This window comes from Amycolatopsis sp. NPDC004625 (assembly GCF_040609695.1).
Lineage (GTDB): Bacteria > Actinomycetota > Actinomycetes > Mycobacteriales > Pseudonocardiaceae > Amycolatopsis.
Genome location: NZ_JBEXKX010000059.1, coordinates 1 through 18,839, shown reverse-complemented (window position 1 = coordinate 18,839; position 18,839 = coordinate 1). Strand labels below are relative to the sequence as shown.

Annotated in this window: 2 protein-coding genes; both read right to left on the bottom strand. The window is 74.3% G+C overall.

Annotated elements, in window-relative coordinates:
* Positions 1 to 2 precede the first annotated feature (2 nt).
* The gene (locus tag ABZW17_RS40410; protein WP_354826338.1) at positions 3 to 15,338 is read right to left on the bottom strand and encodes a type I polyketide synthase; all 15,336 of its coding nucleotides are present in this window, start codon (positions 15,336 to 15,338) and stop codon (positions 3 to 5) included.
* A 32-nt stretch (positions 15,339 to 15,370) separates the two neighbouring features.
* Positions 15,371 to 18,730 carry an SDR family NAD(P)-dependent oxidoreductase gene (locus tag ABZW17_RS40405; protein ID WP_354826336.1) on the bottom strand — a complete coding sequence of 1,120 codons (3,360 nt, stop codon included), beginning with the start codon at positions 18,728 to 18,730 and terminating at the stop codon, positions 15,371 to 15,373.
* Positions 18,731 to 18,839: the final 109 nt, after the last annotated feature.

Here is an 18,839-nt window from a genome sequence, read left to right as displayed (position 1 = left end):
GGTCAGGAGATGCCGAACTCTTTGCCGAGGAGGTCGAACATCTCCTCGTCGCTGGCGGATTCGAGGCTCGGGGCGGCCGGTTCGCCCGCCCAGCCCGCGGTGAGCAGTCGCAGCTGGTCCGCGACGCGCGCCCGGTCGGCCTCGCCGAGGGTGGCGCCGACGCGGCCGAGCTCGTCGAGCAGCCCGTCGACCCCGCGCTCGTCCTCCCGCAGTTCCGCGGTCAGGTGCCGGGCCAGCGAGGACGGCGAGGGGTGGTCGAAGATGAGCGTCGCGGGCAGGTTCAGGCCGGTGACGCGGTCCAGGCGGTTGCGGAGCTCGACCGCGGTCAGCGACGTGAAGCCGGTTTCGCTGAACGCCCGGTCCGGGGCGACGTCGGCCGCCCGGCCGTGGCCGAGCACCGCCGCGACGTGCTCGCGGACGACACCCAGCACGAGGTCGCCGGCGTCGGCCGCGGACAGCCCGGCCAAGCGGTCGCCGAGCCCGGCGGGCGCCTCGACGACGGGCGCCGCGGGGGCCAGCTCGGCGTAGAGCGGCCGGTTCGCCGGGTAGCTGTCCCAGTCGATGTCGGCGACGACCTGCGACCGGGTGAGCCGGCCGAGCGCCGCCGCGGCGTCGGCCGCGGGCAGCGGGGTGACTCCGGCGCGCCGCATCCGGTCGGCGTTTTCCGCCGCCATGCCTTCGCCCGCCCAGGGACCCCAGGCGATCGAGACGGCCGCGCGGCCGTCCGCACGACGGCGCTGCGCGAGCGCGTCCAGCTCGGCGTTGGCCGCCGCGTAGTTCGCCTGTCCCGCGGCGCCGACCGCGCCGGCGAGCGAGGAGAACAGCACGAAGGCGTCGAGGTCGCCGGTCAGCTCGTCGAGGATCCGGGCGCCGGTCACCTTGGCCCGCAGGACCGCGGCGAAGCGGTCGCCGGTGAGCGTGTCGACGACGCCGTCGTCGAGAACGCCCGCCGCGTGCACCACCGCGGTCACCGGGTGCTCGGCCAGCAGGGCCGCGACCGCGTCCCGGTCGGCGACGTCGCAGGCGACGGCCGTCACCCGCTCGTCCGGCGCTTCGCCGCCGCGGCGGCTCGCCAGGACGACGTGCTCGGCGCCGTGGTCCAGGAGCCAGCGGGTGACGTGCCCGCCGAGGGCCCCGGTGCCGCCGGTGACCAGCACCGTGCCGCGCGGAGTCCACTGTGGACCACCACGGTGGTCGCGGACGAGCCGGCGGGTGAAGACACCGCTGGGCCGGACGGCGATTTCGTCCTCGCCGCCCGCGGCCAGGACGGCGCAGAGCCGCTCGCCCGCCTCGGCGCTGAGGGTGTCCGGCAGGTCGACCAGGCCGCCCCAGCGGTTGGGGTGTTCCATGGCGACCGTGCGGCCGAAGCCCCAGAACTGGGCCTGGGCCGGGTCGGCGACGGGCTCGCTGTCCGCCGTCGCGACCGCGCCGCGGGTGGCGCACCACAGCGGCGCGGTGACGCCCGCGTCACCGAGGCCCTGGACCAGGGCGAGGGTCTGCGGGAGGCCGGCGGCCACGGGCGACGCCGGGGCGCCGGCGGCGAAGGCCAGCAGCGAAAGCGCGCCGACCGGCGTGGCGGATTCTTCGGCCAGCTTGGCCTCGACCAGCTTCGCGACCGTGATGCGGTCGGCGTCCTCGGGCACCCGGACGACCAGGGGCCGCGCTCCGTGGGTCGCGAAAGCACCTGCCACCGCTGTCGCGGCCGATGGGTCGTCGAGGGTCTCCGGCAGGACGAACAGCCAGTCGCCCGATACCGCGGCCGTCTCTTCGCGCACCTTGCGCCAGACGACCCGGTAGCGCCAGGTGTCGGCGCTCGCCCGCGTCTCGCGCCGCCAGCCGGAGAGGGCCGGGAGCGCGGCGGCGACGGCGGTGCGCTGGTCACCGTCCAGGCCGAGCAGGGAGCCGAGCGAGTCCAGGTCCTCGCCTTCGACCGCCGCCCAGAACTCGGTGTCCACTTCGGACATCGGCGCGGCGGGCGCGGGCTCCGGCCAGAACCGCTGCCGCCGGAAGGGGTAGGTGGGCAGGTCGACCGCGCGGGCCGGCGGGTAGAACGCGGCCCAGTCGACGTCGATGCCCTGGACGTGAACAGTGCTCACCGCCGTGAGCAGTGCTCTCTCTTCGGAGCGGTCTCGCCGCAACGCCGGGACCGCGGCGGCGCCGACCATCGGGCTGAGCACGCCGTCCGGCCCCAGCTCCAGGAACACGTTCACGCCCGCGGCTTTCAGCGTCTCGATGCCGTCGGCGAACCGGACGGCTTCGCGCACGTGGCGAACCCAGTAGTCCGCGGTGAACGGCTCGGCGAGAGCACCGCTCACATTCGAGAGCACCGGTATCCGCGCCGGGTGGTAGGTGAGAGTCTCGGCCACCGCCCGGAACTCGTCGAGCATCGGGTCCATCAGCGACGAGTGGAACGCGTGACTCACGGTGAGCCGCTTGGTCTTGATGCCGCGCTCGGCCAATTCCGCGGCGAGCTTCAGCACTGCGGCCTCGTCGCCCGAGATCACCACCGACTCGGGGCCGTTGACCGCCGCGATCGAAACGCCTTCGGTCAGGGTGACAGCCGATTCCGGGGCGGCGATCGAGACCATCGCCCCGCCCGCGGGCAGCGCCTGCATCAGCGTCGCCCGCGCGGCCACCAACCGGCAGGCGTCCTCGAGGGACAGGACCCCGGCCACGTGCGCGGCGACCAGTTCGCCGATCGAGTGCCCGGCGACGAAGTCCGGGCGCACGCCCCACGCCGTGACGAGCCGGTGCAGCGCGACTTCGATCGCGAACAGCGCGGGCTGGGTGTACCCGGTCCGGTCGAGCCGCTCGCCGCCGTCGAAGACGATCTCGCGCAGCGGGGCGTCGAGCAGGCCGTCGAACTCGGCGCACACGGCGTCGAAGGCGTCGGCAAACACCGGGAACCGGTCGTAGAGCTCGCGGCCCATCCCGGCGCGCTGCGCGCCCTGGCCGGTGAACAGCACGGCCAGCCGGCCGCCGGGGACGGCGGTGCCGCGCACGGCGTTGTCCAGGTCCGCGAGCCCGGCCAGGAGCTGCTCCCGGTCCCCGAGGACGACGGCCCGGTGTTCCAGGGCCGCCCGCCCGGTCGCCAGGGTGCGGCCGACCTCGACCGCCGGAGCGTCCTCGCCGACCGCGGTGCGGAGGCGGCGTGCATGCTCGTGCAGGGCTTGCTCGTCCTTCGCCGACAGTGGCCAGAGGGTGAGCCCCGGCGGCACCGGGGACGTGGGCTCGGGCTCCCCTGCTTCGAGGATCAGGTGGGCGTTGGTGCCGCTGACGCCGAACGCCGACACGCCCGCCCGCCGCGGCCGGGCGGCCGGCCACCCGCGCGGCTCGGTCAGCAGCTCCACGGCTCCCGCCGACCAGTCCACTTGGGACGAGGGCGCGTCGACGTGCAGTGTTTGCGGGAGCACGCCGTGGCGCATGGCCATGACCATCTTGATGACCCCGGCGATGCCCGCGGCGGCCTGGGTGTGGCCGATGTTGGACTTCACCGAACCCAGCCACAGCGGCGTTTCCCGCTCCTGGCCGTAGGTGGCCAGCAGGGCCTGGGCCTCGATCGGGTCGCCCAGCCTGGTCCCGGTGCCGTGCGCCTCGACGGCGTCGACGTCCGAAGTGGACAGACCGGCGTCGGCCAGCGCGGCGCGGATGACCCGTTGCTGGGAGGGGCCGTTCGGCGCGGTCAGGCCGTTGGACGCGCCGTCGGAGTTCACCGCCGAACCGCGCACGACGGCCAGCACCCGGTGGCCGTGGCGGCGGGCGTCCGACAGCCGTTCCAGCAGCACCAGGCCGGCGCCTTCGCCCCAGCCGGTGCCGTCCGCGGCGTCGGCGAACGCCTTGCAGCGGCCGTCGGACGCCAGGCCGCGCTGGCGGCTGAACTCCACGAACGTGGCCGGGGTGGACATCACGGTCGCGCCGCCGGCCAGCGCGAGGTCGCACTCGCCGCGGCGCAGCGCCTGCGCGGCCAGGTGGATGGCGACCAGCGACGACGAGCACGCGGTGTCGACGGTGAGCGCCGGGCCTTCGAGGCCGAAGGCGTAGGCCAGCCGGCCGGACACGACCGCGGCGGCGTTGCCGGTGCCGATGAAGCCGCCGACCTCCTCGCCTGCCGAGCCGAGCAGGCCCGCGTAGTCCTGGCCGTTGGTGCCGGCGAAGACGCCGGTTTTCGTGCCGCGCAACGACTGCGGGTCGATCCCGGCCCGTTCGAAGACCTCCCAGGTGATCTCCAGCAGCAGGCGCTGCTGCGGGTCCATGGCGAGGGCTTCGCGCGGCGAGATGCCGAAGAACGCCGCGTCGAATTCGGTTGCGGTGTCGAGGAACCCGCCGTCGCGGACGTAGCTGTGGCCGCTCTTGCCCGGGTCCGGGTCGTAGAGCGCGCCGAGGTCCCAGCCGCGGTCCTCGGGCAGGCCGGTCATGGCGTCGACGCCGTCCGCGACGAGCCGCCAGAGCTCCTCCGGCGTGGCGACCGAGCCGGGGAACCGGCAGCCCATGGCGACGAGCGCGATCGGTTCGTCGGCCCGGACGGGTGCCGGGCGGGTCTCGGCCGGTTCCGGGTGGCGGCCGAGCAGCTCGCGGTGCAGGTGCCGGGCCAGTGCGGCCGGGGTCGGGTGGTCGAACACCAGCGTCGCGGGCAGGCTCAGCCCGGTCGCCGCGTCGAGGCGGTTGCGCAGCTCGACGGCGGTCAGGGAGGTGAAGCCGCTGTCGGAGAACGCTCGCTCGGCGTCGACGGCCGCCGCGTCGGCGTAACCGAGCACCGCCGCAACGTGCATGCGGGTCAGGTCGAGGACCCTTCGATTGCTGTCCTCTTCGGATAGTCCACTCAGGAGTCCGACGGGTTCGGTCGTGTGTGGACTTTCGAGCGGCCCGGCGAATCCGGCGAACAGTGGCCGGGGCCGGACGGCCCGCAGCGCCGGGAGGTAGACGTCCCAGTCGAGGTCGGCCACCACGGCGTCGGCGGCCGTCTCGAGGAACAGCGCGTCGAGGGCGAGGGCGGGCTCCAGGGCGCCGACGCCCGCGGCACGCAGCCGTCGCCGCGTTTCGGCGTCACCGGCGGCCATGCCTTCGCCCGCCCAGGGACCCCAGGCGATCGAGACGGCGGGCAGCCCGGCAGCGCGCCGCTGCTGGGCGAGCGCGTCGAGGTGCGCGTTGGCGGCGGCGTAGCTGCCTTGGCCGGCGGCGCCGAACGCGCCGGCCATGGACGAGAACAGGACGAACGCGTCGAGACCGGAGGTGAGCGCGGACAGGTTGTCGGCCGCGGTCGCCTTCGCGCGCAGCACGGTATCGAAGCGCTCGGGCGTGAGGGACTCGATGACGCCGTCGTCGAGGACGCCCGCGGCGTGCACGACCGCGCGGAGATCATCGGGGAGGACGGCGGCGAGCGCGTCACGGTCGGCAGCGTCGCAGGCCACGATGGAGACGTCGCAGCCGAGGCCGGTCAGTTCCCGTTCGAGATCGGCGGCCCCGGGCGCCTCACGCCCGCGGCGGCTGAGCAGCACCAGCCGTTCAGCGCCGGTGGCGGCCAGGCGGCGGGCGACCTGTGCGCCGAGCGCGCCGGTACCCCCGGTGACCAGGACGGTCCCCCGCGGTCGCCACGCTTCGGCCGACGCCTCCCGACGTTCCAGCCGTCGCGCGAAGACCCCGGAGGCCCGAAGGGCAACTTCGTCTTCGGCACCGGCAAGCACGGCGGCGAGCCGCCCGCGGGCGCGATCGTCGAGGTCGGCGGGGAGGTCGATGAGGCCACCCCAGCGTTGGGGCAGTTCCATGGCGGCGGTGCGGCCGAGGCCCCAGACCTGGGCTTGCGCCGGGGAATCGACGCGGTCCGCGCGGACAGCGGCGACTGCGCCGCGGGTGAGACACCAGAGGCGGGCGGAGGTTTGGAGGTCGCCGAGGGATTGGAGGAGGGTGGCGGTGCCGGCCGCGGCGCCTTGGGCGCCTTCGGTGAGGGCCAAGAGGGAGAGGACACCGTCGACCGCCGCGACCGCCCCGGCCGGAGCTGGCGATGGAAGCGCACCGGCTGCTGCCGCGATCCCGCCGCCATCCTCGGCGGGGGTCGACGAGGAAAGGGCACCGTCCGCCACGACCTCGCGGCCATTGTCGGCCGGGGTCGGCGATGGAAGCGCACCGGCTGCCGCCGCGATCCGGACGCCATCCTCGGCGGGGCCCGACGAGGAGAGGGCACCGTCCGCCGCTGCGACCCCGCGGCTGCCGTCGGGCAGAGCCGGCGAGGAAGGCACACCAGCCGCCGCGATCTCGGCGCCGTTCTCGGGCGGGGCTGGTGATCGATGCGTGCCGGGGCCTTCGGAGGCGGTCAATGCCTTGCGGAGGCGGTCGGTGAACTCCGCGCGTGGCAGTCGGGGGTCGATTCGGACCGGGGTGATGCGGGCTCCGCGTTCGATCATTGTCTGCGCGATGGCCGCCGCGACGCCCGGCTCGGCCTCCTCCGGCACGACCAGCAGCCAGTTGCCGGTGAGTGCGGTCGGCTCCGTCGGTACCGGGCGCCACGTGGTGGTGTAGCGCCAGGAGTCCACTGTGGATTTTCGGGTGCGGCGCCGGTACCAGGCCGACAGGGCCGGGGTGACTGCCTCGGCGACGTCCTCCGGCAGTTCCAGCTCGGCAGCCAGCTCGCCGCTGCGCACGACGTCCCAGAACCCGGAGTCACCGCCGGGCGCCGCGCCGGGGTCTGCCGTGAGCCAGTAGTTCCGGTGCTGGAAGGCGTACGTGGGCAGGTCGACTCGCCGGCCGCCGGCGACGAACGGTGTCCAGTCGACCTCGATGCCGTTGGCGTGAGCGGTGCTCAGAGCTGTGAGCAGTGCTCTCTCTTCGGAGCGGTCGCGTCGCAACGCCGGGATCGCGAGGCCGTCGACCATTGCGCTGAGCACGCCGTCCGGGCCCAGCTCCAGGAAAACGTCCGCTCCCGCGGCCTTCAAAGCCGAGACGCCGTCGGCGAAGCGGACGGTTTCGCGCACGTGGCGGACCCAGTAGTCCGCCGTGAACGGCTCGGCGAGAGCACCGCTCACATTCGAGAGCACCGGTATCCGCGCCGGGTGGTAGGTCAGGGTCTCGGCCACCGAGCGGAATTCGTCGAGCATCGGATCCATCAGCGGCGAGTGGAACGCGTGGCTGACCGTGAGGCGCTTCGTCTTGGGGAACTGCGCCGCGATCGCCAGCACCGCAGCCTCGTCGCCCGAGATGACCACCGACTCGGGGCCGTTCACCGCCGCGATCGAGACACCCTCGGCGAGGGGGATCTCGGACTCGGCCGCGGCGATCGAGACCATCGCCCCGCCCGCGGGCAACGCCTGCATCAACGAGGCCCGCGCCGAAACCAGGCGGCAAGCGTCCTCAAGAGACAACACCCCGGCCACCTGCGCAGCCGAGATTTCACCGATCGAATGCCCCGCCACGAAATCCGGACGGACACCGAACGACTCGACCAACCGGAACAGCGCGACCTCAAGAGCGAACAACGCGGGCTGCGTGAACTCGGTCCGGTCGAGCAGCTCGGCATCCTCGAAAGCGGGCAGCAAGCCCGGAAAGTGGCCGCAGACCTCATCGAAGGCCGAGGCGTAAACCGGGAACCGCTCGTAGAGCTCAAGTCCCATGCTCACCCGCTGCGCACCCTGGCCGGTGAACAACACCGCCAGCCGCCGATCAGGCCGCGCAACCCCGGACACGGCCGGATTTTCCAGAGCGGCCAAGAGTTCCCCGCGGTCACCGCCCAAAACCACGAGCCGGTGTTCGAGGGCGGCGCGCTCGGTCAGAGAAAACCCGACGTCGACGGGCGCAAGCTCCGGCCGAGCCTCGACGTGCCTGCGAAGACGTTCCGCCTGCGCGGCGAGCGCGTCGGCATCGCGAGCTGACAGCAGCCACGGCACCAGGCCGGCGGGCGCGGCGGGCACCGGCTGAGGAGCGACCGGGGCCTGTTCGATGATCGTGTGCGCGTTGGTGCCCGAAATACCGAACGACGAGATGCCCGCACGGCGCGGCCGTCCCGTATCGGGCCAGCGCCGGGCGTCGGTGAGCAGCTCGATCGCGCCGGACTCCCAGTCCACACGCGACGATGGCGCGTCCACGTGCAGCGTCTTCGGCAGGACGCCGTGCCGCAGCGCCATGACGACCTTGATCACCCCCGCGATACCCGCGGCGGCCTGCGTGTGCCCGATGTTCGACTTGAGCGAGCCCAGCCGAAGCGGCTCCTCGCGGTCCTGTCCGTAAGTGTCCAAAAGGGCCTGGGCCTCGATCGGGTCGCCGAGCGTGGTGCCCGTACCGTGCGCCTCGACGGCGTCCACATCGGACGGCGCCAGGCCCGCGCCGGCGAGCGCGGCCCGGATGACCCGCTGCTGGGAGGGACCGTTGGGGGCGGTGAGGCCGTTGGACGCGCCGTCGGAGTTGACCGCGGAACCGCGGACGAGCGCCAGGACTTCGTGGCCGTGGCGACGTGCGTCCGACAGCCGTTCGAGCAGCACCAGGCCGGCGCCTTCGCCCCAGCCGGTGCCGTCCGCCGCCTCCGCGAACGCCTTGCAGCGGCCGTCGGACGCCAGGCCGCCCTGGCGGTCGAACTCCACGAACATGCCGGGCTGCGCCATCACCGCGACACCCCCGGCGAGGGCCAGGTCGCACTCGCCGCGGCGCAGCGCCTGGGTCGCCCAGTGCAGCGCGACCAGGGACGACGAGCACGCGGTGTCGACGCTGACGGCCGGGCCTTCGAAACCGAAGGTGTAGGAGACACGACCGGAGACGACGCTGGTGGCGTTGCCGGTCAGCAGGTGCCCTTCGACGCCGGCCGCCACCTCGGCGACGCCGCTGCCGTACGCCTGGTGCGCGGCGCCGACGAACACGCCGGTGCTGCTGCCGCGCAGCGAGCGCGGGTCGATCCCGGCGCGTTCCAGTGCCTCCCAGGAGACTTCCAGCAGCAGCCGCTGCTGGGGGTCCATGGCCAGGGCTTCGTGCGGCGAGATGCCGAAGAACTCGGCGTCGAAGCCGCCGGCGTCGTGCACGAACCCGCCCTCGGCGGCACCCAGCGCGGCGAGGTCCCAGCCGCGGTCCGCGGGCAGCGGCGTGAGGGCGTCGCGGCCGGTTTCGACCAGGCGCCACAGGTCTTCCGGCGACGTCACGTCCCCCGGGTAGCGGCAGCTCATCGCGACGATGGCGATCGGATCACCGTCGACGACCGCGGTGACCGCCTTCGCCGCCGGCCGGTCGTCGCCGGCGACTTCGGCCTGCAGCAGCGCGGCCAGCGCCTGCGGGTTCGGGTGGTCGAAGACGACCGTCGCGGGCAGCCGCAGGCCGGTCACCGCGGTGAGCCGGTTGCGCAGCTCGACGGCGGTCAGGGAGTCGAAACCCAGGTCCTTGAACGCCTTCTGCGGCTCGACGGCGTCGGCGCCGTCATGGCCGAGGACCGCGGCGACGTGCGTGCGGACGAGGTCGAGCAGGAACCGGCGGACGTCGTCGCCGCCGAGCCCGGCCAGGCGCGCGGCGAGGCCGTCGGTGCCCGGCGCCGCCCCGGCCGCGCGGCGCGTGCGCACGCGGACCAGGCCGTGCCACAGCGCGGGCAGGTGCTCGGCCTGGGCGCGCAGGGCGGCGAGGTCGACGCGGACCGGGACCACGCACCCGGCGCCCGCGACCAGCGCGGCGTCGAACAGCGCAAGCGCTTCCGCGGTGTCGAGGGCGCCGATGCCGGACCGCGCGATCCGGGAGAGGTCCTCGTCGCCGAGCGTGCCGGTCATGCCGCTCGCCTCGGCCCACTGGCCCCAGGCGAGGGAGACACCGGGCAGGCCCTCGGCGCGGCGGCGGGTGGCGAGCGCGTCGAGCGCGGCGTTGGCGGCGGCGTAGTTGGCCTGGCCGGCGGCCCCGGCCACGCCGGCGAGCGAGGAGTACAGCGCGAACCAGGCGAGGTCGCAGTCGAGGGTCAGCTCGTGCAGGTTCAGCGCGGCGTCGACCTTCGGCCCGACGACCGCGTCGATCCGGTCCGGGGTCAGGGAGTCGAGGACGCCGTCGTCGAGCACGCCCGCGGTGTGGACGACGCCGGTGAGGTGCACCGGGTCGAGGAGTTCCCCGAGGGCGGCGCGGTCGGTGACGTCGCAGCGCTCGACGCGGACGTTCGCGCCCGCGGCGGTCAGTTCGGCGGCCAGTTCGGCCGCGCCCGGGGCGTCGAGGCCGCGTCGGCTGGTCAGCAGGAGGTTCTTGACGCCGTGCGTGGTCACGAGGTGGCGGGCCAGGAGGCCGCCGAGGGTGCCGGTGCCGCCGGTGACGAGGACGGTGCCGTCCGGGTCCGGGGTGGCCGGGACGGTCAGGACGTTCTTGCCGACGTGCTTGGCCTGGCTGATGAACCGGAACGCGTCGGGCGCGCGGACGACGTCCCAGACCCGGGTCGGCAGGGGGTTCAGCTCGCCGCTCGCGAACAGCGTCAGGAGGGTGTGGAGGATCTCCCGGATGCGCTCGGGGCTCGGGTCGCCGAGGTCGAACGGGAGGTAGGTGACGCCTTCGGGGTCGCGGAGGTCGGTCTTGCCCATCTCGAGGAACCGGCCGCCGGGCTTGAGGAGGGCGAGGGAGGCGTCGGTGAACGGACCGGTCAGGGAGTTCAGGACGACGTCGACGGGCTCGAACCGCGTCGCGAACCCGAGGTCCCGTGAGGACGCGATGTGCTCGACGCCGAGCGCGCGGACGGCGTCCTGCTTCGCCGGGCTCGCGGTGGCGAAGACCTCGGCGTTCTTCCAGCGGGCGAGCTGCACGGCGGCCATCCCGACGCCGCCGGCGGCCGCGTGGACGAGCACGGACTGGCCGGCTTCGAGGCCACCGAGGTCGAAGAGGGCGTAGTAGGCGGTGACGAAGGCGACGGGGACGGAGGCGGCCTGCGCGAAGGTCCAGCCGTCAGGCACCTTCGCGAGGAAGCGGGCATCAGTGGTCGCCGTGGGGCCGAACGCGCCGGTGAACAGGCCGAAGACACGGTCGCCGACGGCGTGCCCGGTGACGTCCGGCGCGACTTCGGTGACGACCCCGGCGGCCTCGGACCCGAGAACGGCGGCGGGATCGGGGTACATGCCGAGGGCGATGAGGACGTCCCGGAAGTTGACGCCGGCCGCGCGCACGGCGACCCGGACCTGGCCCGGAGCGAGGGGCTGCGGGGGTGCGGGCCGGAGGGCGAGGCCGTCGAGGGTGCCGCCGGTGGTTGTCAGCCGCCAGGGTTCGTTCGGGAGGCTCAGGGCACCGGCGTGGGCCCGGACGAGCCGCGGTGCGGTGAAGGCACCGTCGCGAACGGCGACCTGGGGTTCGGCGGGCAGGGTGGCGAGCTCGGGCGGCGGGGTGTGGTCGAGGTCGAGGAGCTGGAAGCGGCCGGGGTGTTCGGACTGGGCGGACCGGACGAGCCCGTGGGCGGCGGCCGCGGCGGGGTCGGTGCCGGCATCGCGGGTGACGACGACGAGGCGGCCGGGACGGTCTTTTGCCAGCCAGGCTTGGAGGAGGGCGAGGGTGCGGTGGGTGCTCGCCTTGACGTCTCGGCCGTCGATGGCGGCGAGGACCGCGGTGGCGTCGGTGTCCATATCGGACACTGGGGGGAGGTCGAGGTGGAAGGGATTGGGTTCGAGGACGACGGCTTCGGTTCGCGGGCCGGCGGGGATGGGGGTGTGGTCGAGGCGGAAGAGGGAGCCGTCTTGGGCGGGGGCGGTGGGTTCGGCCGAGATGGGGCGGAGAACGAGGGAATCGACGGAGGCGACGGGCCCACCGGCGAGATCGTGGACGGCGACGGAGATGGTGTTGTCGCCGGCCGGGGCGAGGTGGACGCGGAGGGCGGTGGCGCCGGTGGCGTGGAGGGAGACGCCGCTCCAGGAGAACGGCATGCCGCCGGTGGGGGCCGGGGAGGTGGGGGCGGCACCGGCCGGGTGGGCGGGGCCGGCCGCCGAAGCGATGGTGGCGAGGTTGGCCGCGCTCGCACCGGCCGGCGAGGTAGGGCCGGCCGCCGAAGCGGCGGTGGCGAGGTGGGCCGCGCTCGCACCAGCCGGGTGGGCGGAATTCGGCGGCGCGGCGGCGAAACCCGCATCGCCGGGCGGGGCCGCCAAGCCCAGCGGGTGGAGAGCCGCGTCCAGCAACGCCGGGTGGAGGCCGAATGCCTCCGCGTCCCCTCGGAACTCCTCCGGCAGCGCCACCTCGGCGAACGTCTCCTCGCCGCGGCGCCAGACCGCCTGCAGCCCCTGGAATGCCGGGCCGTACGTGAAACCCAAGCCCGCGAGCTGGTCGTACAGGCCGTCGAACGGCACTCGCTCCGCGCCCGGCGGGGGCCACGTGGTCAGCTCCGATGGCTGGGCGCCACCCGTGGTCAGGAGGCCGCTTGCGTGGCGGGTCCAGGTGTCCTGGCCGGGGGCCGCTCCGTCGTCCGGGCGGGCGTGGAGCGTCAGTTCGCGGCGGCCCGCGCCGTCCGCCGGGCCCACGAACACCTGGACCGCCACCCCTCCCCGCTCGGGCAGGACCAGCGGCGCTTCAAGCGTCAGCTCCTCGACCACATCGCAGCCGACCTGGTCGCCCGCGCGGATCGCCAGCTCCAGCAAGGCCGTCCCCGGCACCAGAACCGTCCCGCCGAGCGCGTGCCCGGCCAGCCACGGCTGCGTTTCCAGCGACAACCGGCCGGTCAACACCACACCGTCGTGGCCCGCCAGGGTGACCGCCGCGCCGAGCAGCGGGTGGTCCAGCGCGCCCAGGCCGAGCGAACCCGCGTCACCCTGGACGGCGCCGCCGCGTGGCCAGAAGCGGTCACGCTGGAACGCGTACGGCGGCAGGTCGACGCGGCGGCCGCCCGGGAAGAACGCCGCCCAGTCGACGTCCACGCCGCGAGTGTGAACAGTGCTCAACGCTGTGAGCAGTGCTCTCTCTTCAGAGCGGTCTCGTCGCAACGCCGGGACCGCCGTGCCGCCGGCCAGCGCGCTGAGGACGCCGTCGGGGCCCAGCTCCAGGAAGATGCGCGCGCCCTCGGCTTCGAGCGTGGCCATGCCATCGGCGAACCGGACCGCTTCGCGGACATGCCGCACCCAGTAGTCCGCCGTGAACGGCGACGCGAGAGCACCGCTCACATTCGAGATCACCGGTATCTGCGCCGGGTGGTACGTCAACGACTCGGCCACGGCCCGGAAGCCGGCCAGCATCGGGTCCATCAACGGCGAGTGGAACGCGTGGCTCACCGCAAGCCGCTTCGTCTTGACACCACGCTCGGCGAATTCCGCGGCGACGGCCAGCACCGCGGCCTCGACACCCGAGATCACCACGGACTCCGGTCCGTTCACCGCCGCGATCGAGACGCCCTCGGGCAGGTCCACAGCGGACTCCGGCGCGGCGATCGACACCATCGCCCCGCCCGCGGGCAACGCCTGCATCAGCGAAGCACGCGCCGAAACCAGCCGGCAAGCGTCCGAAAGGGACAGCACACCGGCCACATGAGCGGCCGAGATTTCACCGATCGAATGCCCGGCCACGAAATCCGGGCGGACACCGAACGACGAAACCAGCCGGTACAACGCCACCTCGAGCGCGAACAACGCCGGCTGCGTGAACTCCGTCCGGTCCAGCAGCGAGGGGTCGTCGAACGCCTCCCGCACCGAAGGATCGAAGTGCGCCAGCACCTCGTCGAAAGCCTTGGCATACACCGGAAACCGCGAGTACAGCTCCAGCCCCATCCCGGCCCGCTGCGCACCCTGGCCGGTGAACAGCACCGCCAGCGCCGCATCCGGATCGGCGGTCCCGACGACGTCCTCGCCGTCCGCGAGCCGCGTCAGGCCGTCCCGCAGCGAGTCACGATCGGCGCCGAGCACCACCGCCCGGTGACCGAGCGCCGCGCGGGTGACGGCCAGGGAATACCCGCCGTCGACCGGGTCCGGGTCGGCGGCCAGCAGTCGCCGAGCCTGCGAACGCACCGCGGCCGCACTCGCCCCGGAAACCACCCACGGCAACAGCCCCTCCGCAGGCGCAGCAGGCGAAAGCGGAACAACCGCCGGTGCCTCCTCGACGATCACGTGCACGTTCGTCCCACTGACCCCGAACGCCGAGACACCCGCCCGCCGCGGCGAATCCCCGGCCGGCCACGGGCGTGCCGTAGTGAGCAGCTCCACCGCACCCGCCGACCAGTCCACTTCGGACGAAGGGGCGTCGACGTGCAGCGTGCGCGGCAGCAGTTCGTGCCGCAGCGCCAGCACCATCTTGATGACGCCCGCGATCCCGGACGCCGACTGCGTGTGCCCGATGTTCGACTTCAGCGCCCCGAGCCACAACGGCCGGTCCGCGGGCCGGTCCTGGCCGTAGGTCGCCAGCAGAGCCTGCGCCTCGATCGGGTCACCCAAGGCCGTTCCGGTGCCGTGTGCCTCGACCGCGTCCACGTCCGAAGTGGACAGTCCCGCACCGGCCAGAGCCGCGCGGATGACCCGTTGCTGCGATGGGCCGTTCGGCGCGGTCAGGCCGTTGGACGCGCCATCGGAGTTCACCGCGGAACCCCGGAGCACGCCGAGGATCTCGTGCCCGTTGCGCTGGGCGTCGGACAACCGTTCCAGCAGGACCATGCCGACACCTTCGCCCCAGCCGGTGCCGTCGGCGGCGTCCGCGAAGGACTTGCACCGGCCGTCGGACGCCAGCCCGCGCTGGCGGCTGAACTCCGCGAACGCCAGCGGGCTCACCATCACCGTGACGCCGCCGGCCAGCGCGAGGCCGCATTCGTCCTGCCGCAGCGCCTGGCACGCCCAGTGCAGCGCGACCAGTGACGACGAGCAGGCCGTGTCCACGGTGATCGAAGGGCCTTCCAGCCCGAAGGTGTACGACAACCGCCCCGACATGACGCTGGGCGCCTCGCCGGTGAGCAGGTAGCCTTCGGAGCCCGCCGCACCCTGCAGAGTGCTGCTGTAGCCGGACGCGTTGGCGCCGATGAACACACCGGTCCGGCTGCCGCGCAGGGAAAACGGGTCGAGCCGGCCGCGTTCCAGGAGCTCCCAGGACGTCTCCAGCAGCAGCCGCTGCTGCGGGTCCATGGCCAGGGCCTCGCGCGGCGAAATGCCGAAGAGGCCGGGGTCGAAGGACGCCGCGTCGTGGACGAACCCGCCTTCGACCGCCCGCGCGCCCTCCGCGCCGTACATGCGCTCGACGTCCCAGCCGCGGTCCTCCGGGAAGGCCGACATCGCGTCGGTGCCGCTCGCGACGAGGCCCCACAGGTCCTCGGGCGAGGCCACCCCGCCCGGGTACCGGCAGGCCAGGGAGATGATGGCGATCGGCTCCTGCTCGGCCGCCTCCGCCGCCTGCAGCCGCTGCCGGGTCTGGTGCAGGTCGGCGGTCACGCGCTTGAGGTACTCGAGGAGCTTGTCCTGCTCTGACATCGCCAACCTCATCCGTTCGTCCAGTCAGGGCGTCACTGCGCCGGCGGCGGGGAAATTCCGAGCTCGTTGTCGATGAAGGCGAAGACCTCGGCCGCGGAGGCACCGGCCAGCTCCGCCTGCGGAGCCGGAACCGGAGCGGGGGCCGTCTCCGCGCTCCAGCGGTTCAGCAGCGACTTCAGCCGCATTTCGACGCGCATCCGGACGTTCTCGTCCGGCTCCGCAAGGTCCGTAAGCGACGCCTCGAGCCGGTCGAGCGCGCCGAACGCCGACTCCGCAGGCGTGCCGCCGGGCGCGATCTCCGCCACCAGGAACCGGGCCAGCGCGACCGGCGTCGGGTGGTCGAAGACGGCGGTGGCCGCCAGCCGCAGGCCGGTGACCTCGCGCAGCCGGTTGCGCACCTCGACCGCGGTCACCGAGTCGAACCCGAGGTCGCGGAACGGCCGGGTGCTGCCGATCGCCTCGGCGCCGCGGTGGCCGAGCACGGCCGCGGCCTCGGAGCGGACCAGGTCGAGCACGGCCCGGTCGCGTTCGGCGGCCGGCCGCCCGGCCAGCCGCTCGCGCCACCCGGCCGCGGCGCCCTCGTCGTGGCGCTCCTGCTCGGCGGCCAGCCGGTCCAGCACGTGCCGGACGGCCGGCAGGTCCTCGATCAGCGGGCGGCGCCGCGACGCCGTGAAGGCGGGCACGAACCGCGCCCAGTCGACGTCGGCGACGGCGAGGAAGGTCTCGTCGCGGTCGAGCGCGCCCTGCAGCGCGGCCACGGCCCGCTCGGGTGCCATCGGCCGCAGGCCGCGGCGGCGCAGCTGCTGTTCGCCCTCGTCGGACGCCATGCCACCGCCGGCCCACAGGCCCCAGGCCACCGACGTCGCCTTCACCCCGCGGGCGCGCCGCTGTTCGGCCAGGGCGTCCAGGTAGGCGTTCGCGGCGGCGTAGGCGCCCTGGCCCGCGCTGCCCCAGACGCCGGAGTTGGAGGAGAACAGCACGAACGCTTCGAGGTCGTCGCCGAGCAGCGCGTCCAGGTGCGCGGCGCCCGCGACCTTGGCCGCGAGGACGTCTTCGAACTCGTCCAGGCCGGTCTCGGCGAGGGTGCCCGACTGCGGCAGCCCGGCCGCGTGCACGACCGCCACCGGCGGCTCGCCGAGGTCGTCCAGCAGCGCTTCGACCGCCTTGCGCTCGGCGACGTCGCACGCGGCGATGGTCACCGCGCAGCCGTACCCCCGCAGCTCTTCGGCGAGTTCGGCGGCGCCGGGAGCGGCCTCGCCGCGGCGGCTGGTGAGCACGAGGTGTTCGGCACCCGAGCGGCCCAGCCAGCGGGCGACGTGCGCGCCGAGCGCGCCGGTGCCGCCGGTGACCAGCACGGTTCCCCGCGGCCGCCACGGCTCGCCCGCCGGTGCGGGACGCGCCGGGCGCAGCCGCCGGGCGAGGATCCCCTGCTCCCGGACCGCGAGCTGGTCCTCGCCGGACGGCTCGGCCAGCAGCCCGGCCAGCCGGTCCGCGGCGCGCTCGTCGAGCACCGCGGGCAGGTCGACCAGGCCGCCCCAGAGGCCGGGGTACTCCAGGCCGATCACGCGGCCGAGCCCCCACAGCTGCGCGGGCACGCTCGACGCCGGCGCGTCGCCGGGCCCGGCGGCCACCGCGCCGCGGGTGAGCAGCCACAGTGGAGCGTCGATCCCGGCGGCGGCCAGCGCCGGGGCCAGCGCGGCCGTCGCGGCCACGCCGGTCGCGATCAGCGGGTGCCCCGGCAGCGGCGTTTCGTCCAGGCCCAGCAACGAAACCACACCGGCGTACTCCCCCGGCGGTAGCTCGTCCGAAGGGGCGGAGACGACGTCGGCACCGCGCGAAGCGAGCGCGTCGAGCACCGCGGTGACGAACCGGCTCACCCCGGCGGGCACGAGCGCGAGCCAGCGCCCGGACAGCAACGGCAGCGCGGGTTCGGCGACGGGCGTCCAGCCGACCTTCACGCACCAGGAGTCCACAGTGGATTCCTCGGTGCGCCGCGTGCGCCACCGCGTCAGGGCGGGCAGCACCTCGTCGAGCGCGCCCTGGTCCACGCCGAGCACACCGGCGAGGTCACCGGTTTCCTCCAGGGCCGTCCAGAGCCCGTCGCCGGGGGCGGCCGCCGGGGCCGGGTCCAGCCAGTACCGCTGGTGGTCGAAGGCGTACGTCGGCAGCGGAACCAGCCGCGCACCTTCACCGAACGCGGGTGTCCAGTCGAGGTCGACGCCGTGCACCCACGCCTCGGCGAACGACGTGTACAGCCGGTCGAGGCCGCCTTCGCCGCGGCGCAGCGTGCCGGTGACGACGGCTTCGTCCACAGTGTCCTGGACGCTCATCGTGAGCACCGGGTGGGGGCTGCATTCGACGAAGGTGTCGTAGCCGTCCTCGGCCAGCCGCCGCGTGGTCGCGTCGAACAGCACCGGGTTGCGCAGGTTGGCGTACCAGTAGGGGCCGTCGAGCCCGGCGGTGTCGATCGGTTCGGCGGTCACCGTGGAGTAGAAGGCGATCTCCGACGACCGCGGCGTGATCGGGGCAAGTAGTTCGCGCAATTCGGCTTCGATCGCTTCGACCTGGGCCGAGTGTGACGCGTAGTCCACCGGAACCCGCTTCGCGCGGATGCCCTGGGCCTCACAGGAAGCGATGAGCTCGTCGAGGGCGGCGGGCGAGCCGGACACCACCACCGCGGCCGGGCCGTTGACGGCGGCGATCGAGGTCCCTTCGGTCAGCCGCTCCTCGACGTCGGTCAAGGGCGCCGCGACCGAAACCATCCCGCCGTGACCGGCCAGCGCCAGGATCGCCTTGCTGCGCAACGCGACCACGCGGGCACCGTCCTGGAGGGACAGTGCGCCCGAGACCACGGCCGCGGCGATCTCACCTTGGGAGTGGCCGAGCACGGCGTCCGGGGAAACCCCGTGGGCGCGCCAGACCTCGGCCAGCGACACCATCACGGCGAACAACGCGGGCTGCACGACGTCGACCCGTTCGAGCGATGCCTCGTCACCGAGCACTTCGGACAGCGACCAGCCGGCGAACGGCGCCAGCGCGCGTTCGCAGTCCCGCATGCGGGCCGCGAACGCCGGCGACGTGTCCATCAGGTCCAAAGCCATCCCCACCCACTGCGAGCCCTGCCCGGGAAAGACGAAGGCGACCTTGCCCCCGTGGCGGGCGCCGCCCCGCACCAGGCCGGGGACGGCCCGGCCGTGGGCGAGCGCGCCCAGCGGGTCGTGGCCGCCGTCCTCGCCGGTGGTCACGAGCACCGCCCGTTGCTCGAACGTAGCCCGGGAGTTCGCGAGCGAGTACCCCACATCTGCGGCGCGGACCCCCTGTGCGGCCCCTACGTGCGCCTGCAGCCGCCGCGCCTGCGCGGCCAGCGAGGCCGGCGTTTTCGCCGACAGCACCCAGGGCACCGGGCCGGGGGGGGGGGGGGGGGGCGGGGGGGGGCGGGGGCGGGGGGGGGGGGGGGGGGGGGGGCCGGGGGGGGGGGGGGGGGGCGGGGCCGGGCGCGCC